This is a genomic window from Streptomyces sp. NPDC093109 (genome assembly GCF_040701725.1).
Taxonomy (GTDB): Bacteria; Actinomycetota; Actinomycetes; order Streptomycetales; family Streptomycetaceae; genus Streptomyces.
Window position 1 is genome coordinate 192,171 of the sequence record NZ_JBFBEZ010000004.1, and the last position, 22,404, is coordinate 214,574.

The 22,404-nt window shown below is 72.4% G+C and carries 19 protein-coding genes; 3 read left to right on the top strand and 16 right to left on the bottom strand.

Translation table 11 applies throughout. The annotated features are described in order from the left end of the window. Window positions 1-8: 8 nt before the first annotated feature. The 6 genes from AB0389_RS06710 to AB0389_RS06735 all read right to left on the bottom strand — a co-directional run bounded on the left by AB0389_RS06710 (window position 9) and on the right by AB0389_RS06735 (window position 6,967). Complete coding sequence (locus tag AB0389_RS06710; RefSeq protein ID WP_366394229.1) at window positions 9-1,601, bottom strand: cation acetate symporter; 1,593 nt, start codon at window positions 1,599-1,601, stop codon at window positions 9-11. Continuing rightward, a complete protein-coding gene (locus AB0389_RS06715) occupies window positions 1,598-2,176 on the bottom strand; it encodes a DUF485 domain-containing protein (protein ID WP_366394230.1) in 579 nt (192 codons plus the stop codon). The genes AB0389_RS06710 and AB0389_RS06715 overlap by 4 nt, the downstream gene beginning before the upstream one ends. Window positions 2,177-2,274: 98 nt before the next feature. Further along, entirely contained in the window at window positions 2,275-2,943 is a 669-nt protein-coding gene (locus AB0389_RS06720; protein ID WP_366394231.1) for a response regulator transcription factor, read from the bottom strand. Then, window positions 2,940-4,148 (bottom strand): histidine kinase, encoded by a 1,209-nt coding sequence (locus AB0389_RS06725; RefSeq protein WP_366394232.1) that lies wholly within the window; start codon window positions 4,146-4,148, stop codon window positions 2,940-2,942. Before AB0389_RS06725 ends, AB0389_RS06720 begins: the two co-directional genes overlap by 4 nt. Next, entirely contained in the window at window positions 4,145-4,669 is a 525-nt protein-coding gene (locus tag AB0389_RS06730) for a DUF1453 domain-containing protein (protein ID WP_366394233.1), read from the bottom strand. The genes AB0389_RS06725 and AB0389_RS06730 overlap by 4 nt, the downstream gene beginning before the upstream one ends. A 171-nt stretch (window positions 4,670-4,840) precedes the next feature. Continuing rightward, a complete protein-coding gene (locus tag AB0389_RS06735; RefSeq protein ID WP_366394234.1) occupies window positions 4,841-6,967 on the bottom strand; it encodes a DNA topoisomerase IV subunit B in 2,127 nt (708 codons plus the stop codon). A gap of 466 nt (window positions 6,968-7,433) precedes the next feature. On the opposite strand from AB0389_RS06735, the gene AB0389_RS06740 reads away from it, so the two are divergent. Beyond that, on the top strand, window positions 7,434-7,664 hold the full coding sequence (locus tag AB0389_RS06740) for a hypothetical protein (protein ID WP_030350144.1): 231 nt from the start codon (window positions 7,434-7,436) through the stop codon (window positions 7,662-7,664). 103 nt (window positions 7,665-7,767) lie between these two features. Here the strand turns inward: AB0389_RS06740 and AB0389_RS06745 are convergent, their stop codons facing one another. The 6 genes from AB0389_RS06745 to AB0389_RS06770 form a co-directional block, all read right to left on the bottom strand. Further along, window positions 7,768-8,616 carry a serine protease gene (locus AB0389_RS06745; RefSeq protein ID WP_366394235.1) on the bottom strand — a complete coding sequence of 283 codons (849 nt, stop codon included), beginning with the start codon at window positions 8,614-8,616 and terminating at the stop codon, window positions 7,768-7,770. A 141-nt stretch (window positions 8,617-8,757) separates the two neighbouring features. Beyond that, the gene (locus AB0389_RS06750) at window positions 8,758-10,299 is read right to left on the bottom strand and encodes an RNA polymerase sigma factor (protein ID WP_366394236.1); all 1,542 of its coding nucleotides are present in this window, start codon (window positions 10,297-10,299) and stop codon (window positions 8,758-8,760) included. Window positions 10,300-10,641: 342 nt separating this feature from the next. Then, on the bottom strand, window positions 10,642-11,529 hold the full coding sequence (locus AB0389_RS06755) for a FadR/GntR family transcriptional regulator (RefSeq protein WP_366394237.1): 888 nt from the start codon (window positions 11,527-11,529) through the stop codon (window positions 10,642-10,644). Window positions 11,530-11,689: 160 nt separating this feature from the next. Beyond that, the gene (locus tag AB0389_RS06760) at window positions 11,690-13,465 is read right to left on the bottom strand and encodes an ATP-binding cassette domain-containing protein (protein WP_366394238.1); all 1,776 of its coding nucleotides are present in this window, start codon (window positions 13,463-13,465) and stop codon (window positions 11,690-11,692) included. Window positions 13,466-13,635: 170 nt separating this feature from the next. Continuing rightward, complete coding sequence (locus AB0389_RS06765) at window positions 13,636-14,400, bottom strand: NUDIX domain-containing protein (protein WP_366394239.1); 765 nt, start codon at window positions 14,398-14,400, stop codon at window positions 13,636-13,638. A 99-nt stretch (window positions 14,401-14,499) separates the two neighbouring features. Next, entirely contained in the window at window positions 14,500-15,831 is a 1,332-nt protein-coding gene (locus AB0389_RS06770) for a DUF4192 domain-containing protein (protein WP_366394240.1), read from the bottom strand. A 111-nt stretch (window positions 15,832-15,942) separates the two neighbouring features. Between AB0389_RS06770 and AB0389_RS06775 the strand changes: the two genes are divergently transcribed. After that, entirely contained in the window at window positions 15,943-18,114 is a 2,172-nt protein-coding gene (locus tag AB0389_RS06775; RefSeq protein WP_366394241.1) for a RecQ family ATP-dependent DNA helicase, read from the top strand. Between the two features lie 216 nt (window positions 18,115-18,330). Further along, window positions 18,331-18,960, top strand: a complete 630-nt coding sequence (locus tag AB0389_RS06780; protein ID WP_366394242.1) for a hypothetical protein — start codon at window positions 18,331-18,333, stop codon at window positions 18,958-18,960. A gap of 101 nt (window positions 18,961-19,061) precedes the next feature. Here AB0389_RS06780 and AB0389_RS06785 read toward each other — a convergent pair whose 3' ends face one another. The 4 genes from AB0389_RS06785 to AB0389_RS06800 all read right to left on the bottom strand — a co-directional run bounded on the left by AB0389_RS06785 (window position 19,062) and on the right by AB0389_RS06800 (window position 22,347). Further along, entirely contained in the window at window positions 19,062-19,706 is a 645-nt protein-coding gene (locus AB0389_RS06785; protein ID WP_366394243.1) for a hypothetical protein, read from the bottom strand. A gap of 140 nt (window positions 19,707-19,846) precedes the next feature. Further along, window positions 19,847-20,557 (bottom strand): ribonuclease HII, encoded by a 711-nt coding sequence (locus AB0389_RS06790; protein WP_366394244.1) that lies wholly within the window; start codon window positions 20,555-20,557, stop codon window positions 19,847-19,849. 161 nt (window positions 20,558-20,718) lie between these two features. Continuing rightward, the gene (locus tag AB0389_RS06795) at window positions 20,719-21,645 is read right to left on the bottom strand and encodes an ADP-ribosylglycohydrolase family protein (protein ID WP_366394245.1); all 927 of its coding nucleotides are present in this window, start codon (window positions 21,643-21,645) and stop codon (window positions 20,719-20,721) included. Between the two features lie 42 nt (window positions 21,646-21,687). Next, window positions 21,688-22,347: a histidine phosphatase family protein gene (locus AB0389_RS06800; protein WP_366394246.1), complete on the bottom strand. Its 660-nt coding sequence runs from the start codon at window positions 22,345-22,347 to the stop codon at window positions 21,688-21,690. Window positions 22,348-22,404 lie beyond the last annotated feature (57 nt).

Sequence of the window (22,404 nt, forward strand, 5' to 3'; positions counted from 1 at the left end):
CGAGCGCCTCAGACCGCTCCGGCGCCGGTCAGTGAGCGGACCTCCGTCTCGGCGTGCTTGGCCTCGTCCGGCGGCTCCCCCGAGGTGACCGTGCCGATCCAGCCCGCCAGGAAGCCCAGCGGAATGGAGACCAGCCCCGGGTTCTGGAGCGGGAAGACATGGAAGTCGAGCCCGGGGAAGAGCGCCTCGGGGCTGCCGGAGACCACCGGCGAGACGATCACCAGCAGGACGGCGGGGATCAGCCCGCCGTACACGGACCAGACGGCGCCGCGCGTGGTGAAGTTCCGCCAGAACAGCGAGTAGAGCAGGACGGGCAGATTGGCGGAGGCGGCGACCGCGAAGGCGAGCCCCACCAGGAAGGCGACGTTCAGCTCCTGGGCGAGCAGGCTGAGCCCGATGGCGACCGCGCCGATCCCGGCCGCCGCCACCCGCGCCACGGCCACCTCGCCGCGCGGCTCGGTACGGGCGCGGCGCAGCGAGGCGTACAGATCGTGGGCGACGGAGGCCGAGGAGGCGAGGGTGATGCCCGCGACGACGGCGAGGATGGTGGCGAAGGCGATCGCCGCGACCACCGCGAACAGCACCGTGCCACCGGTCGAGCCCGCGCCGCCGCCGAGGTCGAGGGCGAGCAGCGGCACCGCCGTGTTCCCGGCCGGGTTGGAGGCGCGTACGGCGTCGGAGCCCACCAGCGCCGCCGCCCCGAAGCCGAGCACGATCGTCATCAGGTAGAAGCCGCCGATGAGGCCGATGGACCAGACGACCGAGCGGCGGGCGGCCCGCGCGGTGGGCACGGTGTAGAAGCGCGACAGGATGTGCGGCAGTCCGGCCGTGCCGAGGACCAGGGCCAGTCCGAGGCTGATGAAGTCGAGGCGCGCGGTCCAGCCACCGCCGTACTTCAGCCCGGGCGCGAGGAACTCCCTGCCGTGGCCGCTGTGCGCGACGGCGGTGTTCAGCAGCGCGTTGAGGTCGCCGTGGAACCGGATCAGGACCATGCCGGTCAGCGTGAGTGCCCCGGCCATCAGCAGGACGGCCTTGACGATCTGGATCCAGGTGGTGGCGCGCATCCCGCCGAACGAGACGTACACGACCATCAGCGCGCCCACCCCGATCACGGTCCAGGCGCGGGCCGCCGCGCTCGTGGAGCCGAGCAGCAGCGCCACCAGAGAGCCCGCGCCGACCATCTGCGCGACCAGGTAGAGCACGGAGACGGTGACGGAGGAGGTGCCGGCGGCGATCCGGACGGGCCGTTCGCGCATCCTGGCCGCGATCACGTCGGCGAGGGTGAAGCGCCCGCAGTTGCGGACGAGTTCGGCGACGAGGAGCAGCACGACCAGCCAGGCGACGAGGAAGCCGACGGAGTAGAGCATGCCGTCGTAGCCGAAGAGGGCGATCACGCCCGAGATACCGAGGAAGGAGGCGGCGGACATGTAGTCGCCGGCTATCGCGAAGCCGTTCTCCATGGGCGAGAACAGCCGGCCGCCGGCGTAGAACTCCTCCGCGGAGCCGTGCCGGTTGCGGCTCACCCAGGTGGTGATGGCCAGGGTGACCGCGACGAACGCGCTGAACAGCACCAGTGCCAGGGTCTGGTGGTCGCCCCTCATCGGCCGGCCTCCCCGTATGTCCGCCGGGCCTGGCCCTGGGCCTGGCCCTGGGCCTGGCCCTGGGTCCGCTCCTGCGTCCGTTCCTGCGTCCGTTCCTGGGTCCGCTCCTGGTCGAAGACGGTCCAGCGCAGTTCGAGCGCCGCGCGGTCCCGGTGCAGCCGGGCATGGCGTACGTATGCCCAGGTCAGCAGGAAGGTGGAGAGGAACTGGCCGAGACCGGCGAGCATCGCCACGTTCACCGCGCCCGCCACCGGCCTCGCCATGAGCCCCGGCGCGGCCGTCGCCGCCACGACATACGCGAAGTACCAGGCGAGGAAGGCGAGCGAGGCGGGGACGACGAACCTGCGGTACCGGCCGCGTACCTCCTGGAAGGCGGCGCTGCGCTGGACCTCCCGGTAGATGTCCGAAGCGCTCGGGGCGCCGGGGCCGGGGCCGGTATCCACGCCGGTACCGGCGCCTCCGGCCGTCAGGGGCGCGCCCGTACCGTCCGGTTCGCCCCAGTCCGAGGCCAGTGCGTCATACCACGGGTCGTCGAGCCGCACCGCTGAGGCGGCGCGCCCTTCCTGCTTCTCCACCGGTCAACTCTCCTTGTCAGCGAACCGTTCCGGCCGCGTTGCAAGGATGGGTGGCGGGGGTGGAGCCCTGGCTCCTCTTCGCCACCGATTTCACCCCTTCAGGTGACAGTTGTCCCGGGTGGTGGGATCAGACCCCGTTGATAGGCGTACCGGACGGCCTGTGCGCGGTCGCGCACCCCGGTCTTGGCGAAGAGGTTGTTGATATGGGTCTTCACGGTGGCCGCCCCGATGTGCAGCCGCTGCGCGATCTCCTTGTTGGAGAGCCCTTCGGCGACCAGGGAGAGCACCTCGGCCTCCCGCGCGGTGAGCCCGTCGGGCAGCTCCACCGGGGCGGGCCGCGCGGGCGGGGCGGTGACCCGCTCCAGCAGTCTGCGCTGTACGGCGGGGGCGAGCCCCGCCTGGCCCGCCATCACGTCCTCGACGGCCCGGACGATCTCCTCGCCCTGGGCGTCCTTGGTGAGATAGCCGCGCGCGCCCGCCTGGAGAGCGGCGAACAGCGAATCGTCGTCGGCGTAGGTCGTGAGCACCACGACCTGGGTGCCCGGATGATCGCGGCGGATCCGGCGGGTGGCCTCCACGCCGTCACAGCGGGGCATCCGCAGGTCCATCAGGACGACATCGGGCGCGAGTTCGGCCACCAGGGCGACGGCCTCCTCGCCGTCCCCGGCCGCGCCGACCACCTCGATGCCCGGCAGCAGGCCGAGCAGCATCACGATGCCCTCGCGCACCACGGACTGGTCGTCGGCCACGATCACCCGGGCCGTCATACGGGCACTCGCAGCCGCACGCTGAAACCTTTCTCGTCGGGGGCCCCGGGACCGTCCCCCGCCCCGGCCCGCGCCACCGGTCCCGCCTCCAGGGCGCCGCCGAGCAGTTCGGCGCGCTCGCGCATCCCCAGCAGACCGTACCCGGAGCCGGAGGCCGGCAGCCCGGCCGGTCCGGTCACCCTGGCGCCGGAGTCCCGTACGACCAGGGTGACCTCGTCCGTTCCGTACCCGAGCCGGATCCGCACCCGGGCGCCGGGAGCGTGCTTCCGTACGTTGGTGAGCGCCTCCTGCGCGACCCGGCGCACGGTCTGGGAGACCTCGGCGGGCAGCGGGCGCGGAACGCCGTCGACCTCGACCTCCGCACCGTCCGCCGCGGCCAGTTCGCGGAGGAAGTCCCCGAGGGGCGCCATCTCGCCGCGCAGCGCGGAGAGCGCCTGCCGCGTCTCGGCGAGCCCTTCGCGCGCCATCGAGCGCGCCGCCACGACCCGTTCCAGGATCTGGTCGCGGAACGGGCTCTCCGGCTCCCGCTCGATCCGCAGCCGGGCCGCCTCCAGATGGACGAGCTGCGCGGAGAGGCTGTGGGCCAGGACGTCATGGATGTCCCGGGCGATCCTGGCCCGCTCCGCGAGCGCGGCGGACTGCGCCTCGGCCGCGCGGGCGGCGCGCTCCTGCGCCAGCAGCCGGTGGGCGTTGGCGCGCGCCTCGGCGTCCAGCCGCAGGACGTAACCGCCGAGGAAGAGCCCCGCCGTGGTGATCATCGTGGACAGCAGGTCGTCGTCGCCGGTCAGGACCGTGTATCCGGCGAACGCGGTGATCGCGGTGGGCAGTGCGGCGAACAGCGGCAGCCGCTGGATGCAGGTGATGGCGCAGCCGCACCACAGCACGACGGCCGCCACGCGGAACCCGGCCTGGTCCGCCCCGAAGGCCGCGCCCAGCAGCAGGACGAGCAGCCCCACCGAGGGCCACAGCCGGTGGCTCAGGGTGGCGCGGTAGAACCCCCAGGCGCAGAATCCGACCGCGAAGACCCCGGCCACGGCCGCGACGGCGCCCCAGCCGGAGACGTGCCGCTGGCTGAAAGTGGACCACAGCAGCGCGCCGCAGACCACCAGCCGTACGAGCCGGGCCAGCCGCCTTCTGGCATCGGTCAGGCCCTCGCGGGAGAGGGCCTCCCGCGAGGGCCAGTCCGTCCAGGGCTGGGGTGTCACACTCGGTCCTTCCACGGCGAGGCGGCCACCTGGTCACCGTACGACGGACGCGGGCCGGCCGGCAGCCTGGTGTGGCGGGCCCGCCACACCAGCACACCGCCGCGGACCAGCAGGGTGACGGCGAGTGCGAGCATCAGCGCCCCGCTGCCCTGGTGGACGCCGAAGAGCGCGCCGGCACCCATCAGCCCGAGCCGTACGGCGATGCCGCCGCCCCAGACCGCCGCGGTCGCCCTGGTGCCCTTGGACCACACCGTGCCGTCCTGCCCCGCCCGGAGACGGCTGGTCCAGGCCCAGCCCAGCCCCATGAGCACCCCCACCACCAGCTCGACGCCGATCAGCAGCGCCGCGAGCGCCGGGTGGTGCGGGTCGAGGAGCCGGGGCTCGCGCAGGGCGATGACCACCAGCACGACGGGCAGCACCAGCCACTTCCGCCCGCCGGCCGCGACCCGCTGGGCCTTGAACTGCCGGGCCACGACCAGCGCGGCGACGGCGACGATCGTCAACAGGTTGACGAGTGACATGGGAAGCCTCCGGGGACGAGAAGTTCAACGACTTCGACGTTACGGAGAAGACCCAGGTCAGGGCATCGGAGCGGGGGTTGACCGGGGGTGGAGCAACGGCCTCCACCCGTGGGTGGAGGCCGTGTCGTCGAACGTTGGCGCCCGGGCCGCTCGTGCCGCTCGGGGCGCTGCTCAGGCGTCGATGCGCGAGCGGTCGAGCGTCGCCGCCGAGCTGGTGATGAACTCCTTGCGCGGCGCCACCTCGTTGCCCATCAGCAGGTCGAAGACCTGCTCGGACGACTCCAGGTCCCCGATGTTGATCCGCCGCAGCGTACGGAAGCGCGGGTCCATGGTGGTCTCCGCGAGCTGGTCGGCGTCCATCTCGCCCAGGCCCTTGTAGCGCTGGATGGAGTCCTTGAAGCGGACGTTCTTGCGCTGGAACTGGAGCAGCGTCTGGCGCAGCTCGTTGTCCGAGTACGTGTACACGTACTTGTCCTGGCCCTTCTTGGGCTGCACCAGCTCGATCCGGTGCAGCGGCGGTACGGCCGCGAAGACCCGGCCCGCCGCCACCATGGGCCGCATGTAGCGCTGGAAGAGCGTCAGCAGCAGGCAGCGGATGTGCGCGCCGTCCACGTCGGCGTCGACCAGGAGCACGATCTTGCCGTAACGGGCCGCGTCGAGATCGAAGGTCCGGCCCGAGCCCGCCCCTATGACCTGGATGATCGCGCCGCACTCGGCGTTCTTGAGCATGTCCGTCACGGACGACTTCTGGACATTGAGGATCTTGCCGCGGATGGGGAGCAGCGCCTGGAACTCGCTGTTCCTGGCGAGCTTGGCCGTGCCGAGCGCGGAGTCGCCCTCCACGATGAACAGCTCGCTGCGCTCCACGTCGTCGCTGCGGCAGTCGGCGAGCTTGGCAGGCAGGGAGGAGGTCTCCAGCGCGGTCTTCCTGCGCTGGGCGTCCTTGTGCTGGCGGGCCGCGATCCGGGTACGGGCGGCCGCGACGGCCTTCTCCAGCACGGCCCGGGCCTGCGCCTTGGCGTCGCGCTTCGTCGAGGTCAGGAACGCCTTGAGTTCCTTGGCGATGACGTTGGAGACGATCCGGTTGGCCGCCGACGTGCCGAGGACCTCCTTGGTCTGGCCCTCGAACTGCGGCTCGGCCAGCCGTACCGTGACCACGGCGGTGAGCCCTTCCAGGGCGTCGTCCTTGACGATGTCGTCCTCGGCGACGCGCAGCATCTTGGCCGAGCGGAGCACCTCGTTGACCGTCCGGGTCAGGGACCGCTCGAATCCGCTCACATGGGTGCCGCCCTTGGGCGTGGCGATGATGTTCACGAACGACTTGACCGAGGTCTCGTAGCCGGTGCCCCAGCGCAGGGCGACATCGACGCCCAGCTCGCGGGTGACCTCGGTGGGCGTCATGTGCCCCCGGTCGTCGAGGACCGGCACGGTCTCCTTGAAGGTGCCCTGGCCGGTCAGGCGCAGGACGTCGCAGACGGCCTTGTCCTGCGCCAGGTACTCGCAGAACTCGCTGATGCCGCCATCGAAGCGGAAGGTCTCCTCGGCCGTGCCGCCGCTCTCGTTCTCGCCGGCCGCGCGCTGGTCCCTGACGACGATGGTCAGCCCGGGGACCAGGAAGGCGGTCTGGCGGGCGCGCTGGTGGAGCGTCTCCAGGGAGAGTTTGGCGTCCTTGAGGAAGATCTGCCGGTCGGCCCAGTAACGCACCCGGGTGCCGGTGCGGGTCCTGGGCACCCGCTTGGCCTTGCGCAGTCCGTTCGCCGGGTCGAAGGGGCTGTCGGGTCCCTGCTCGGTGAACATTCCGGGGACACCGCGCCGGAAGCTGATCGCGTGGGTGGAGCTGTTGCGGTCCACCTCGACGTCCAGCCGGGCGGAGAGCGCGTTGACCACGGAGGCGCCCACGCCGTGCAGACCGCCCGACGCTGCGTACGAGCCGCCGCCGAACTTTCCGCCGGCGTGCAGCTTGGTCATCACGACCTCGACGCCCGAGAGACCTGTCTTGGGCTCGACGTCGACGGGGATGCCCCGGCCGTTGTCCTTGACCTCGACGGAGCCGTCCTCGTGGAGGGTCACGTCGATGTGGTCGCAGTAGCCGCCCAGGGCCTCGTCGACGGAGTTGTCGATGATTTCCCAGAGGCAGTGCATCAGGCCGCGGCTGTCGGTCGAGCCGATGTACATTCCGGGGCGCTTGCGGACCGCTTCGAGCCCCTCAAGGACGAGCAGGTGCCGCGCGGTGTAGTTGGAGCCGTCACGGTCTGCTGTCAGCAGCGCTGTGGACGGCACGGACGTATCGGCGGTCACGCGGTTCGCTCCTCGCTGAATTTGAGATGTGGCCCCGTGGGGTAAAGGCCCGGCGTCTGTCACCGGTCAGAGGGTACAGATGCCTGGTAGAGCCGTTGTCACGCCACCCTCGCCCATTTCTCATGCTAGTCCAACGTCGCATAGGTGTTCGATCCTTCGTTGGAGTGAAGCACACATCACGTTCCCTTCCAGGCATGAACCATTTAGGCTCCGGGCACGTCCTCATCAACAAACGGCAAGCCAGCCGGACGAGGGCACCCCCGAACAAGCAACGCAAGCGACGTCAAGAAACGCGAAACCCGTAGAGCGAAGCCCCGCGGAGCGATACGGCCCATTCGCCGCCAACCGTCATCACCCCGGCCACCACGGAAGAAAGTTTCGAGGAAAAGCCGCGAGCGGGAACGTTTTCGGCCTGGTTGGATGTTGACCCTGGTACGACAGCTCGTCGAGCTAGAGAAGAGGCGACGTGACTACTGTTCTGACCCCCGCGAGCCCGCTGACCGCGGCTGACCGCTGCGACAGGTGCGGCGCCCAGGCCTATCTGCGCGTCCTCCTGTCCAGCGGTGGTGAACTGCTCTTCTGCGCCCACCACGGTCGCAAGTTCGAGCCGGAACTCAAGAAGATCGCCGCGGAAATACAGGATGAGACCGACCGACTGACGGCCGTACCGGCCGGCGGCGGTGAAGAGGAACACTGACACCTCGCATCCACGACGAGCCAAGGGCCGGTCCCGGTATCGACCGACGGGCGACCAACCCCGCACCACGGGGTGGCCGCCCGTTCTCGTCATCGCGGGGCCCTCACCCCGGTACGCGCACGCCGACCGCGTCGGCGATGGGACGCGCCCCCGTGGTCACCCGTGTGTAGACACCCGGACTGTCGGCACGCCCGCAGCCGCTCCCCCAGGACACCAGGCCGATGAGCCTCCCCCGGGCCACCAGCGGCCCGCCGCTGTCCCCCTGGCACGCGTCGTGCCCGCCCGCCGTATCGCCCGCGCAGAGCATCGTGGCCGATTCGTAGCGGTCCCCGACACCGCCCGGATAGGCCCGCTCACAGTTCGCGTCCGGCAGCACCGTCACGGACGCGGAGCGCAGCGCTGTGGCGTAGTCGCCGCCCCCCGAGGTGTCGCCCCAGCCGTAGACGGCCGCCGCGGTGCCCGGCGCGGCGGCCGGATCTCCGGGCTCCGCCGGCTGGATCGCGTACGCCTCGGGCAGCGGCGCCGCCAGGGTGAGTACGGCGAGATCCGGCCCGCCGCGCCCCGGCTCGTACGCCGGATCGACGAATACGGAGCGGACCGCGACCTCGCGCCCGCCGCCGCCACGCAGCCGCTCACGGCCCGCGATGACCCGGAGGTCCCGTACCTCCTCCGGCCGCACCCCGAGGGCGTCCACGCCCATGCAGTGGGCCGCGGTGAGCACTTTTGTCGGCGCCACCACCACGCCTCCGCAGAACTGGCCCGCCCGGGACGTGCCGAACCGGTCACGGCTCGACACGGCCACGGCCCAGGGGCTGTCGGCCGACTTCACCGGCCGGCCGCCGATCACCACCCGATCGGCGGCAGCCGGTCCGGCGGTCGCGAGCGGCAGCGCGGCACCGGCCGCGACCATGGCCACCCCTGCGGACAGCACTCGGGCAAGGGAACGACGCATACGGGCTCCTGACTCTCCGGTGGGCAATGACCTACCCAGAGTCATTCAACCGGTTGTGTCACGCACCCCGGCGCGCAACGCGAAGACCCGGAGCCAGGAGGCATCCGGGTCTTCGGCCGGCGCTTCGCGCGCCCCCTACGATCAGTCCAGGTAGTCGCGCAGCACCTGGGACCGTGACGGGTGGCGCAGTTTCGACATGGTCTTGGACTCGATCTGGCGGATGCGCTCACGCGTCACGCCGTAGACCTTGCCGATCTCGTCCAGCGTCTTGGGCTGGCCGTCGGTGAGGCCGAAGCGCATCGAGACCACGCCCGCCTCGCGCTCGGACAGCGTGTCGAGCACCGAGTGCAGCTGCTCCTGGAGGAGCGTGAAGCTCACGGCGTCGGCCGGTACGACCGCCTCGGAGTCCTCGATAAGGTCACCGAACTCGCTGTCCCCGTCCTCACCGAGCGGAGTGTGCAGCGAGATCGGCTCGCGGCCGTACTTCTGGACCTCGATGACCTTCTCGGGGGTCATGTCGAGTTCCTTGGCCAGCTCCTCCGGGGTGGGTTCGCGGCCCAGGTCCTGGAGCATCTGGCGCTGCACGCGCGCGAGCTTGTTGATGACCTCGACCATGTGCACCGGGATACGGATGGTGCGGGCCTGGTCGGCCATGGCGCGGGTGATCGCCTGCCGGATCCACCAGGTGGCGTACGTGGAGAACTTGTAGCCCTTGGTGTAGTCGAACTTCTCGACCGCGCGGATCAGACCGAGGTTGCCCTCCTGGATCAGGTCCAGGAAGAGCATGCCGCGGCCCGTGTAGCGCTTGGCCAGCGAGACCACCAGTCGGAGGTTGGCCTCCAGAAGGTGGTTCTTGGCGCGGCGGCCGTCCTCCGCGATGATCTCCAGCTCGCGTTTGAGCTTGGGGGCCAGCTTGTCGGAGTTGGCGAGCTTGTCCTCGGCGAAGAGACCGGCCTCGATGCGCTTGGCGAGCTCGACCTCCTGCTCCGCGTTGAGGAGCGGGACCTTGCCGATCTGCTTGAGGTAGTCCTTGACCGGGTCGGCGGTGGCACCGGCGACGGCGACCTGCTGCGCGGGCGCGTCGTCCTCGTCGTCGTCGGAGAGGACGAAGCCCTTGTTCTCGCCCTCGGTCTCCTCCTCCTCGCCCTTGCCGGCCTGGAGCTCCTCGGTCGGCTCTTCGCCGTCGACCTCGTCGGCGTCCTTCTTGCCCGCGGTCTTCTTCGCGGTGGTCTTCTTGGCGGCGGTCTTCTTGACCGTCGCCTTCTTGGCCACGGTCTTCTTGGCGGCGGCCTTCTTGGCGGGGGTCGCGGCGTCGCCGGCCTCCGCGGTCTCGGCCGCCGAGGCGGTGGTGGCGGCCGCGACGGTCCTCGTCGTGGTCGTCTTGGCTGCGACGGTCCTGGTGGCGGTGCGCTTGACCGGGCTCTTCGCTGCGACGCTCTTGCGGGTGCGCTTCGGCGACTCCGCGGCACTGACCATCAGCGTCACACCCTCTTCCTCGAGGATCTGGTTGAGGCTGCGCAGAACGTTCTTCCACTGGGTTGGCGGAATCTGGTCGGCCTCGAAGGCGCGACGCACGTCATCGCCGGCGATCTGCCCATCAGCCTTTCCTCGCTCGATGAGCGCCATCACAGAAACGGACTCGGCGATCTCCGGCGGGAGGGTACGGGATGTGCTGGCCGACACGAACAACCTCTCGGAACGATGGAAACGGCTTCCGGCCCCGCCCATGATCGGGCCGGAGCCGACGACCGTCGGCTGGGGATGTGCCGACGGCGCGGGCTTGACCTCGGAGCTGAATACAGCGCCACGCGTGGCGGTCGTATTCCTTCCTCGGCTGTCACCTCTTAGGTCATCGCACTGTCTCCAGGAGTGTTACGCCCAATCCGCGTGGCCCGAGTCACACCCCATTTGCGACAAGTGAACAGAAGCGGGATGTAAGGCATCACGATCGCATCGCCGGACCCCCTGGATCCGGCGACACACGATGCGTACCTCCCCGTACGCCCCGGGCCCGGGCGGAAGCGCTCAGTGCTCGCGCGGCGCCGGAACGACGCGCTCCACTTCCGGCTGGACGGTCAGCAGCTGGCGCATGGCCGACTCCGCGGCGGGCCCGTCGCCCGCGCCCAGCGCGTCGGCGATCCGCACGTGGTGGCCGAGGGACGCCTCGGTCGGGCGGTCGCATCCGGTGATCGGACCGCCGGAGACCTGGAGAGCGGCCGAGACGATGCCCGAGAGGTGTTCGAGCATCCGGTTGCCGGCGAGCTGGATCAGCAGGGAGTGGTATTCGGCGTCCGCCCGCGAGAAGGTGATCGCGTCACCCTGGGCGAGGGCGTGCCCCATGATCCCGACCATGTCGACGAGCCGCTGCTGGACGTCCGCCCGGCCGTGGCCGGCCGCCAGCCGTGCGGCGAGGGGCTCGATCGTCCAGCGCAGCTCGCTCAGCTCACGGCGCTGGTCGTCGCGCTGCGGTCCGAAGGCGCGCCATTCGATGATGTCGGGGTCGAGCAGATTCCAGTCGCTGACGGGCCGGACGCGGGTACCGACATTGGGCCTGGCGCTCACGAGCCCCTTGGCCTCGAGGACGCGCAGCGACTCCCGCACCACCGTGCGGGAGACCTCGAAACGCTGGCCGATCTCCTCCGGTACGAGCGGCCGGTCGGCGCCCAGGTCACCGGAGACGATCATCTGCCCCAACTGCTGGACGAGTTGGCCGTGCAGCCCGCGCCCGCGGCTGCTCGCCGTACGGCGTCCCACCCGGCCCAGATCGGTGTCGGCGCCGTCCCAGACAGGGGCGGGCACGCGGTCGGCGCCGGGCGCCTCCGCGAAGGGGTAGCGGTCGATTCCACCCGGGTCGGCGAGGCCGGACTCGACGGAGCGGGCGGCGGTCATCATGGTGTGCGCAAGGGTACTCACGCATCCTTTGTCGGCGCTGATTCCACGAGCCTTGAGGTCTTTGGTGAAAAGCACACGAAAGGGTGATCGGCACCCACCCCTCGATTGACGCCTTATCGGAAAGAAGCGGGCGTTATCGGGGTAGTTGCGGACACCTCCGTACGGTCCGGTCGTCCGGTGGTCACCAACGGGCCCTCCGGCGAAGGCCGGTGAGCAGATACGCGCAGAGCAGGACCGACAGCGACAGCGCGAGCGCCGCCGCGACCGGCTGGGCGACGAGTCCGGCCGCGGCCGTCAGCCAGTGGTCGATCCGGGGCGGCCACGCGGGCCAGGCCAGCTCCCGCAGCCGGCCCGGGAGTCCGACGACCGAACGCGCGGACGGCCCGGTGAGCGCCTTCTGCACGAGGGGACCGACGAGGGTCGGTACGGCGACGACCGCGGCCATCCCGGCGATGGTGACGCGGAAGATGCCGGCGCCCAGCAGCCCCGCCCAGGCGCAGCCGACGGCCAGCCCGGCCCAACCGGCGCAGAGCACGGGCCAGTTGCCGGGTACGGGCACGGCGGCGGCCCCGTACGCGAGCCGCAGCGCCCCGGCGTCGGCCAGGACCGACAGAGCGGCGAGCAGCAGGGCCGCAGCCGCCGTGACGGCGAGTTTGGCGACCAGCAGGCCGAGCCGGCGCGGCACGGTGCCACGCGCCCCGGCGAGCGCCGGGTAGCGGTACTCGTCCCCGAAGGAGAGCGCGCCGAGCAGCCCCGCGCCGAGGGCCGCGGGGGGCAGCGGCAGGATCGCGGGCCAGGCCGCCAGCAGGCCGGGCAGCGGAGTGGCTCCGGTACGGGCGAGGGGCACGGCGAGGGCCAGGGACGTGACGAGGACGGCGGCGGCGATCAGCGGCGCGGACCGCACCCCGCACATACGGCGGAGTTCGTAACGCACCGGCCGGAGCGGACCCCGGATCGGGCGGCCGGACAAGGGAGGAGGCAGCGGCCCCGAACCGCCGCCACCGGCCCCGGCGGCGGCGGGAGAAGCGGCGGAAGGGGAAGCGGCGGGAGGCGAGGCGGCGGCAGAGGAGGCGGCGGGCCCGGTGTCACCGATCTCGTCGGCGAGCTGATGGACCAGTACGCCGTGCCGGAAAGCGGTCTCGCCGACCTCCGGGCAGCTGCTGCCGTAGACAGTCAGCAGACTGCCCGCGCCCTCCTCCGCGACCACTTCGACGGAGCGCCGGCCCGCGCGCGCCTCGCGGTTCAGCGCGTCCGCCAGGCGTGCGGCGTGCGGCGTCCTGACGGCGACCCGGGGCCGCAGCCGGGTACGGGCGAAGGAGGCCGCGTCCTGGTCGGCGACGAGCCGGCCCCCGTCGACGGTGACGACCCGGTCGGCGGTCCTGGCCGCCTCCTTGGGGTCGCTGGTGGTGTAGAGCACGGTGCCGCCGTGTCCGGCGTGGGCGCGCAGCAGTCCGTGCAGCCAGCTGTTCTCGCGGGGCGAGAGACCCGCCGAGGGCGCGTCGAGCAGAAGCGTGTGCGGGTCGCCAAGCAGCGCCGAGGCGAGCCCGAGCCTGCGGTCCATCCCGAGCGAGAGGGAGCCGAGGCGCTCGTCGCGCAGCGCGCCGAGCCCGACGACGTCGAGGAGTTCGTCGGCGCGCGAGGCGGGCACGCCCGCGGCGGCGCAGACCATCCTGAGCTGCCCCCTGGCGGTACGCGCGGGATGGCCCGGCACATCACCGAGGAGCACCCCGATCTCCCGGGCCGGATGACCGATGCGGTGGAGCGGCCGGCCGCGGAAGTAGGTGACGCCGCGCCCCGGTTCGAGTTCGAGCATCAGCCGGAGCGCGGTGGTCTTTCCGGCACCGGGGGCACCGAGCAGCGCGGTGACGGAGCCCGGCGGCGCCTCGAAGGTCAGATCGTCCACGGCGGGTGTGAGGTCTCGACGGGGGGCGCTGGTCAGTCCGATGGCCTGGAGCATCGCTTCTCTCGCGGAAGGGGCGGGACCGCTCGGCTGTGGAGCGGATACCCCAGCAAGATAACGCTATATGTCCGACTTGCGGCGTAGGGCGTGTGCCGGGTGTCCGGCCCACGCCCCGCCCCGGCGCCCTCCGCCCCCGAAGCCCCGGCCCGGCTCCCGGACTTCGGCGCTCAGACCTCGGGGCGCAGCATCGGCGGGTTGAGGACGGTCGCTCCGCCGGCCCGGAACAGCTGGGCGGGCCGGCCGCCCTGCCGGGTGGTGGTGCCGCCCGACGGGACCAGGAAGCCCGGCGTGCCCGTCACCTTGCGGTGGAAGTTCCTGGGATCGAGCACCACCCCCCACACCGCCTCGTACACCCGGCGCAGCTCGCCGACGGTGAACTCGGACGGGCAGAACGCCGTGGCCAGCGAGGAGTATTCGATTTTGGACCGGGCCCGCTCCACCCCGTCCGCCAGGATCCGCGCATGGTCGAAGGCGAGCGGCGCGGGCTGCTCGTCCTCCCGGGCGAAGCCGCCCTCCTGGCCGAGCAGCGCGTCCACCGGGGCCCAGCGCGCGCTGTTGGCGTCGCCCCCGGCCCGGGGCGCCGGGAGATCGGGCGACAGCGCCAGATGCGCCACGCTGACCACCCGCATCCTGGGGTCCCGACCGGGATCTCCGTAGGTGGCGAGCTGTTCGAGATGGGCCGCGTTCCCGGGCGCCGGGGACACCGGGTCGTGCGCGCAGAGCCCGGTCTCCTCGGCCAGTTCGCGTGCCGCCGCCGCGGCGAGGTCCTCGTCGCCCCGGACGAAGCCGCCGGGCAGCGCCCACCGCCCCTGGAAGGGCGGCTCCCCGCGCCGCACGACCAGTGCGCAGAGCGCGTGGCGGCGCACGGTGAGCACCACCAGATCGACGGTGACAGCGAACGCAGGGAAGGCCGACGGGTCGTAGGGGGGCATGCGGCGATCATAGTCGTCTGCCTGACGATAAACAGTCCTTCCGTCGACCTCGGCCGGTACTTCTCGGCCATCCGTCCGCCCGCCCGATGACCACGGCCGTCATCGCCCGGTCCTGCTCCCACGCTGCCCGCTCCGCCCCGCGCGGTCCCGGCCCGTCCTCACACCCGCCCGGGACCCCGTCCGCGGCAGGACCCGCTGGGTCTTCGGCCGACGCGCCCCGGCGGCCGGACGCCCCACGCCACGCCCGACCCGGCCGGCCCGCCCGCCGGGCTTGCGCGAGCCGGCCGGCTCGCGGCTGCCGCGCTCCTCACGCAGACAGCGGCGCAGCGCCTCCGGGTCGAGCCCCTCGTTGCACGCCTGGTGGAGCAGTTGGGCGAAGACGTATTTCGGGTCGAGCCGCAGGGCGAGCCCGAGGGCGACCCGGGCGCCGGGCTCGTCACCGGTGGACCAGGCGACCCAGCCGGCCAGGGCCAGCGGGGCCGCCGCGTGTTCGGCGTACGAACCGACGCAGCGCCGGGAGAGCGCGCGCCAGAGCCGCAGCGCGGGCGCGGCCTCCGCGCCTTCCATCCACTCGGCGGCGCGGTCCCGGGTCTCCCTGTCCTGGAGGCCGAGAATCACGGCCGCCGCCTCCTCGTGGCTGATCAGCCGGTCGTCCTCGGCGTCCTGCCGGGCGGGCGCCGCACCCGGCAGCCGCTCCGCCCGTGCCAGCTTCCCCATCAGGCCGCGGGCCAGTTCCAGGGTCTCCGTACCGACCTGTTCCCGGCTCCCGCCGGTCAGGATCCTGGGTACGAGCGCGGTGCCCGCGTCGTCGAGCGCGCGTTCCTGCTCCTCGGCGGCCGGGGTGCGCCAGGGTTCCAGCCGGGCCTCCATGTCGCGCAGCGATCCCCGGACCTGGACCCCGGCGTAGGTGGCGGCGGCGGCCATCACCGACGTACCGGGCAGGGCAAGGCCGGTGCCCTCCGGCGGGCAGCAGCGTGTGTCGGGGCAGCAGTAGGACCAGAAACGTCCGCCGGAGATGCAGAGCACCTCGTGCACGGGCACGTCGAGACTTCCGCAGGCGGTCCGCAGCCGTTGCGCGAAGGGCCGCAGCCGCTCCATCACCTGTCGGCCGGTCTCCCCCTCCGCCGGGTCCTGGCAGAGGAAGGCGACCACGCCGTCGGGCCGGGAGCCGCGCCGCTCGCTGCCCTCGATCAGGCACTCGGCGAGCTGCTCGGCCACCGGCGGCCACTCCTGCGGCGAGCGCGGGATGCCGAGCCTGAGCCGCCCGCCGAAGCGCCCCCGCTCACCGTGGAGCGCGACCATGACGACCGAGTCGTCGGGGTGGAAGCCGAGCACGTACGGAAGGGCGTCCGCGAGTTCGGCGGGGCTGCGCAGGGTGATCCGCTGCTCGGCGGCGGATCCGGTCGGTTCGTGGTGCTTGTGCGTGTTCATGGCTCGACGGTCTCGCGGCACGGCCATTTCCCGCGACCCCTGTGGATAAAGTTATCCACAGGGGGTCGGACACATTCGCGGTTTGTCGGAGCCATCGGGTTGCATGGGGGCATGACCAACCCAGACCGCGCAGCTCTCCGGGCCTCGGCCGACTCCGTACTCGCCCGTCTTGTCGGGAGCGCCGACGGCTCCGCCCGGCTGCGTGAGGACCAGTGGCGGGCCATCGAGGCGCTCGTCGCCGACAGACGCAGGGCCCTGGTCGTCCAGCGCACCGGCTGGGGGAAGTCGGCGGTCTACTTCGTCGCGACCTCGCTGCTGCGGGCGGCCGGCGCCGGCCCGACCGTGATCGTCTCCCCGCTGCTCGCGCTGATGCGCAATCAGGTGGAGGCCGCCGCCCGGGCCGGGATCCGGGCCAGGACGATCAATTCGTCCAACGCCGAGGAGTGGGACACCATCCAGGCGGAGGTGGCCGGGGGCGAGGTCGATGTCCTGCTGGTCAGCCCGGAGCGGCTGAACAATCCGGACTTCCGCGACCAGGTCCTGCCCCGGCTCGCCGCGGCGACCGGCCTGCTGGTGGTGGACGAGGCGCACTGCATCTCCGACTGGGGCCACGATTTCCGGCCCGACTACCGGCGGCTGCGGACCATGCTCGCGGAGCTGCCGTCCGGAGTTCCGGTCCTCGCCACCACGGCCACGGCGAACTCCCGGGTGACGGCCGACGTGGCCGAGCAGTTGGGGACGGGGGCGGGGACGGACGCGCTGGTGCTGCGCGGGCCGCTGGACCGGGAGAGCCTCAGCCTGCATGTGCTCCGGCTGCCGGACGCGGCCCACCGGCTGGCCTGGCTGGCCGACCATCTGACCGAGCTGCCGGGGTCGGGGATCATCTACACCCTCACGGTCGCGGCGGCCGAGGAGGTCACCGCGTTTCTGCGTCAGTGCGGGCACACGGTCGCCTCGTACACGGGACGTACGGAGAACGCGGAGCGCCAGCAGGCGGAGGACGATCTGCTGGCCAACCGGGTCAAGGCGCTGGTCGCCACCTCCGCGCTCGGCATGGGGTTCGACAAGCCCGATCTCGGATTCGTGGTCCATCTCGGTTCGCCGTCCTCGCCCATCGCGTACTACCAGCAGGTGGGCCGTGCCGGCCGCGGGGTGGCGCATGCCGAGGTGCTGCTGCTGCCGGGCAAGGAGGACGAGGCGATCTGGCAGTACTTCGCCTCGGTCGCCTTCCCTCCGGAGGAGCTGGTCCGCCGCACCCTCGATGTGCTGGGACGGGCCGACCGGCCGCTGTCGCTGCCGGCGCTGGAGCCGCTGGTGGAGCTGCGGCGCACCCGGCTGGAGACGATGCTCAAGGTGCTGGACGTGGACGGCGCGGTACGGCGGGTGAAGGGCGGCTGGACGGCCACGGGCCGGCCGTGGGTCTACGACACCGAGCGGTACGCCTGGGTGGCGCGGCAGCGCGGGGCCGAGCAGCAGGCCATGCGGGACTACGCGTCGGGGACCGGCTGCCGGATGGAGTTCCTGCGCCGGCAGCTGGACGACGAGAAGGCCGTCGCCTGCGGGCGGTGCGACAACTGCGCGGGGGCGCGGTTCGAGGACAAGGTGACCGGCGCGGCCCTGGACGCCGCGCGGGGCGAGCTGGGCAGACCGGGAGTCGAGGTGGAGCCCCGGAAGATGTGGCCGACCGGGCTGGCGGCGGTCGGTGTCGATCTCAAGGGCCGCATTCCCCCGGGGGAACAGTCCTTCCCGGGGCGCGCGCTGGGCCGGCTGTCCGACATCGGCTGGGGGAACCGGCTCCGTCCCCTGCTCGCGCCACAGTCCCAGGACGGCCCGGTGTCCGACGATGTGGCGGGCGCGGTGGTGAGCGTGCTCGCCGACTGGGCGAAGGGGCCTGGCGGTTGGGCCTCCGGCGCGCCCGACGCGCCGCCCCGGCCCGTCGGGGTGGTCACCGTCGCCTCGTACGGCAGGCCCCTGCTCGTCGGGTCGCTCGGCGGCCGGATCGCGGAGGCCGGCCGGATGCCCCTGCTCGGCACGGTCACCTCCACTCCGGATGAGGCCGACGGCGTTCTCTCCCGTACGAACAGCGCGCAGCGGGTACGGGCGCTGCACAGGACTCTGGCGGTGCCGCCCGAGCTGGCCGCCGCCCTGGCGTCCGCCGGCGGCCCCGTGCTGCTCGTCGACGATCTCTCGGACACCGGCTGGACGCTCGCGGTGGCCGCGCGGCTGCTGCTCCGGGCCGGTGCGGAGGGGGTGTTCCCGCTGGTCCTCGCCGTTCAGACCTGAGCGGAAGCGCTGTCCGCGGTGGATAGCGGCAGGGATATGACCGTCATTTCTCCGCATTCCGGTCGGCGGCGCCAATTGCTCGTTGCCGCGCGCCCCCGCGCCGGTGAGAATTGGAACTGCCCCCGCACGGCCCGTTCGCGATCCGCCAGGGCTGTGCCGCGGCGCGTGCCCACCCAACCCTGCCCGCAGTGTGGGCGCGTATGCGAAGGGAGGAACGTGACCTTCGGATTCGCTCCGTCCGCAGCCGGTTCGATGAACAATCCGGCCGTTTCCGTCAGCCGCCTCGCCAGGATGCTCGAACCCGCCGAGTGGGCGGCGGCGGGAATTCCGCTGCTCCGGGATCCCCGCGAGGTCGTCAGCGGCCTGCACAGCCGGCACGGGCCCGTGCCGGGGACCGCCGTCGTGGCCGTGCTCGACCATGAGGAACGGCTCGCCGCCAGCGCGTCGTTCGTGCCACGCGCCGTGCCGGTGGACGGCTGGGAGTTCCGGAACGCGCTGCTGGCCCATCTGCGCCGCGTCATCCCGCACGATCTGCGCCGTCGCACGCCCGTCCGCACCGCCGTGCTGCTCTACTGCCGCGAGGGCGACGAGCGCTGGACGGAGGAGGACGGAGCGTGGCTCTGGGGCCTGCGGGACGCCTGCACCCTGCACGGACTGCGCTGCGGGGCGTACATCACGCTGACGCGCGGCGGCTGGCAGGTGCTGGGCGAGGGCCGCGGTGGCCGTCGTCCCAGCTCCGAGTCGCCGCCCGCCGCTCTCGCGGAGACGGCCGCCGAGCCCGCGCCCTCACCGCTGCGCGGTGGCGGTGGCGCCATGGAGGCGCTCCGGCGTACGGCCGCCCGCTGACGCACGGCGGCCCGGCCGCCCCGGAGCGGGCAGCCGGGTCACGACCTGGCCGTACGACGTGCGCTTCCGCCCGACCGGAGGCGCACCGGATGTCGTACGGCTCAGACGCCCGCGCCGAGCACGGGGTTGATCTTCGCGGAGTCGCCGCACACGACGAGCAGTTCGGCGGCCCGCTCCCGGGCCAGGGGCAGCACCCGGGCGACGGCTTCGTCACCGCCGCCGTTCACCACGACGACCACGACGGGCCGGGGTCGCGCACGGGTGACAGCGGCGGCGTCGGCGAAGAACACGTCTTCGCTCGCGTCGTGCTGCGCCCAGTACGCGGCCTCGCCGAAGGACAGCTCGTGGGTGGCCCACGGGTGCTGTTCACCGGTGGTGAGCACGAGGATGCCGCCCGGCGCGCGACCGGCGTCGAGCAGCAGGTCGACCGCCTCCTCCGCGGCGTCGAGCGCGCCCTCGGCCGTGGCCGGGACGAGCTGGATCCGGGGTGCGGAAGGGGAGTTGGGAGTGGAGGTGCCGGGCGCCTTCGGCTGGCCGGCGGACTGCGAGCGCTGCGCCGGCGGCGCGGGCCTCGCGGGACCGGGACCCGGACGTCCGGGACGCGGCGTCGCGGCGGAGCGCGGCCCGGGGACGGGACGCGGACCGGGTACAGGACGAGGGGTCGGCGCGGTGCGGCCGGTGGCCGGCGCGGCGCTGGGACCCTGGGCTCTCTCGTGAATCTGAGGCTCCTGAGGGATGAGAGGCATGACTGGATGTCTATCAAACACCGGTGCTAAACGCATCGGCGGGTGGGCACATTCGTACCCATACCCACTGCCGGAAGGGCACATGGGCGAGAAGAGCACCGAACGTTCCGGACCGCGGTGCGGCCCGGAACGCCGGACGTTCAGAAATCGAAGCCGAGTTGGCCCCCGCTTTCCATGGCCGCGGCCTCCGCGGAGACCCGGACCTTCTTGAGGTGCCGCCATCGGGGCAGCGCGTCGAGATAGGACCACGAGAGCCGGTGGTGCGCCGTCGGGCCCCGCTCCTCCAGCGCCGCCTTGTGCACGGGCGAGGGATAGCCCGCGTTGGCGTCGAAGGCGAAGGGGACGTACTCCTCGGACCCGGCGCCCAGTTCGGCCATCATGGCGTCCCTGCGCACCTTGGCGAGCACCGAGGCGGCCGCCACCGAGATGCAGGACTGATCGCCCTTGATGACCGTACGCACCTTCCAGGGCCCTCCGAGATAGTCGTGCTTGCCGTCGAGGATCACCGCGTCGGGCCGCACCGGCAGCGCCTCCAGGGCGCGTACGGCGGCGAGCCTGAGCGCCGCGGTCATCCCGAGGGCGTCGATCTCCTCCGGGGAGGAGTGCCCGAGGGCGTACGAGGTGACCCACGCCTCCAGTTCGCCGACCAGCTCCGTACGGCGTTTGGGGCTGATCAGCTTGGAGTCGGTGAGACCGGCGGGCGGCCTGCGCAGTCCCGTGACGGCCGCGCACACCGTGACGGGTCCGGCCCACGCGCCGCGTCCGACCTCGTCGACGCCCGCGATGATCCTGGCGTCGGTGGTGGCGCGCAGCGAGCGCTCAACGGTGTGCGTGGGTGGTTCGTACGGCATGGCACTAGCCAGGTTACGCCGCCCGCACCGGGTACGACAGACCGGGTACCACCCGTCCGGTGCGGAACCCTGCCGCGGGCTCCGCGGCCGGCTCGCGCGCGGCCGTTCCGGGCCCAACTCGCCGTGCCCCGGGGCCTGTCCGGCCGGCACCCTGATCCGGTTCAGCGGACGGAGGCGGCGGACGGCAGCCAGTCCGGGAGCGCCTCTGTCCGCGCCCGCCAGTGCTCCGGCGGCGCCCCCGCAGGGCCGGCGGAGATCACTCCCCCGGCGATCGCGCAGGTCGTATCGGTGTCCCCGCCCGCCTGGGCCGTGGTCCAGAAGCCGCGCTCGTAGTCGTCGAGCGCGCGGGCGGCGGACCACAGGGCGAAGGGCACCGTGTCGTGCGCGCTGGTGCGCCGGCCGCTGCCGAGGACCGCGGCGACCGTGCCCGCGTCCGCGTAGTCCAGCATGTCGCGGGCCCGGCGCAGGCCCGCGCCGACGGCGCTGCGCGGCACCAGCGCCACCACCCCGTCGAGCAGCGCCTCGGGCGAGGGCGGACCCGCCGGGGAAGCCGCCAGGGCAGCGGCGGCGGCCACCGCCATCGCGCCGGCCACGGCCTCGCGGTGCTGGTGGGTGGTGTACGCGGAGACCTCGGCCTGGTGTGTGGCCTGCTCCGGGTCGTCCGCGTACCAGGCGCCGAGCGGCGCGATGCGCATCGCGGCGCCGTTGCCCCACGAGCCCTGCCCGTCGAAGAGCCCGGCGGCGAGTTCACGCCAGTCGCCGCCCTCCCGGACGAGCCGGAGCATCCGGTTGACGGCGGGACCGTATCCCCGGTCGAAATCGTGGTTGTCGGCGAACGAGCGCGCGAGCGCGTCCTGGTCGATACGGCCGTGCACGGCCAGCACCGCCAGGACCGAAGCGCCCATCTCGGTGTCGTCGGTCCACTGCCAGTCGCCCGGCGGCAGCTCGCGCCGCTTCAGCAGTGGATAGTTGGACGGTACGAAGAACTGGGAGCCCAAGGCGTCTCCCACGGCCAGCCCTCGCAGGCTGGCAAGAGCGCGCTCGAAGCGCTGGCCGGGGCTCCGGCCGGGCAGGGAATCAACGGTCATCGCACATTCATTCTATCCGGTACGGCTCTGTCCGCTACGGCTTTATCCCGTACGGCCGTACGGCTCGGGGAGACGCCAGCGGTCGAAGGGGCGGTCCAGGGTGTACCGGCCGTCCGCGCCCAGCAGCAGGGTTCTGGTCTCCGCGTTGCCGGGGTTCGACAGTGACTCGAATTCAGCCACCGACCAGTGGAACCACCGCATGCAGAACAGCCGCATGGTCAGCCCGTGGGTCACCAGCAGCACGTTCTCCGGCGAGTCCGGCGCGTCGAAACTGCGGTGGAGGGATTCCAGGAACGCGCTGACGCGGTCGTACACATCGGCGCCGGACTCGCCCTGCGCGAAGCGGTAGAAGAAGTGCCCGTACGCGTCCCGGTACGCCTTCTGGAGGCGGACGTCGTCCCGGTCCTGCCAGTTCCCCCAGTCCTGCTCGCGCAGCCGGGGCTCCTCCCGTATCCGCACCTGTTCGGGGTCCAGGCCGAAGGCCTGCAGGGTCTGATGGGTACGGCGGTACGGGGAGACGAAGACGTTGATCCGCTCCCCGCCGAAGAGCGCGCGCAGCCGCGCCCCGGTCTCCTCGGCCTGTCCGCGGCCGATTCCGGTGAGCGCCAGGGCATGGTCCGGTTCCCGCTCGTACACGGTGTCGTCGGCGTTGCCCTCCGACTCGCCGTGCCGGACCAGGACGATGCGTTGCGGTCGCGCCATGCCCCGACCCTAGATCGGGCCGGATCCGATAGTACGACCGGTACCCCTGACTACCGG

Coding starts and splice junctions, on each gene's coding strand:
- AB0389_RS06710 (WP_366394229.1), bottom strand. CDS start 1,601: ATGAGGGGCGACCACCAGACCCTGGCACTGGTGCTGTTCAGCGCGTTC.
- AB0389_RS06720 (WP_366394231.1), bottom strand. CDS start 2,943: ATGACGGCCCGGGTGATCGTGGCCGACGACCAGTCCGTGGTGCGCGAG.
- AB0389_RS06730 (WP_366394233.1), bottom strand. CDS start 4,669: ATGTCACTCGTCAACCTGTTGACGATCGTCGCCGTCGCCGCGCTGGTC.
- AB0389_RS06745 (WP_366394235.1), bottom strand. CDS start 8,616: ATGCGTCGTTCCCTTGCCCGAGTGCTGTCCGCAGGGGTGGCCATGGTC.
- AB0389_RS06760 (WP_366394238.1), bottom strand. CDS start 13,465: ATGCTCCAGGCCATCGGACTGACCAGCGCCCCCCGTCGAGACCTCACA.
- AB0389_RS06765 (WP_366394239.1), bottom strand. CDS start 14,400: ATGCCCCCCTACGACCCGTCGGCCTTCCCTGCGTTCGCTGTCACCGTC.
- AB0389_RS06770 (WP_366394240.1), bottom strand. CDS start 15,831: ATGAACACGCACAAGCACCACGAACCGACCGGATCCGCCGCCGAGCAG.
- AB0389_RS06775 (WP_366394241.1), top strand. CDS start 15,943: ATGACCAACCCAGACCGCGCAGCTCTCCGGGCCTCGGCCGACTCCGTA.
- AB0389_RS06785 (WP_366394243.1), bottom strand. CDS start 19,706: ATGCCTCTCATCCCTCAGGAGCCTCAGATTCACGAGAGAGCCCAGGGT.
- AB0389_RS06790 (WP_366394244.1), bottom strand. CDS start 20,557: ATGCCGTACGAACCACCCACGCACACCGTTGAGCGCTCGCTGCGCGCC.
- AB0389_RS06795 (WP_366394245.1), bottom strand. CDS start 21,645: ATGACCGTTGATTCCCTGCCCGGCCGGAGCCCCGGCCAGCGCTTCGAG.
- AB0389_RS06800 (WP_366394246.1), bottom strand. CDS start 22,347: ATGGCGCGACCGCAACGCATCGTCCTGGTCCGGCACGGCGAGTCGGAG.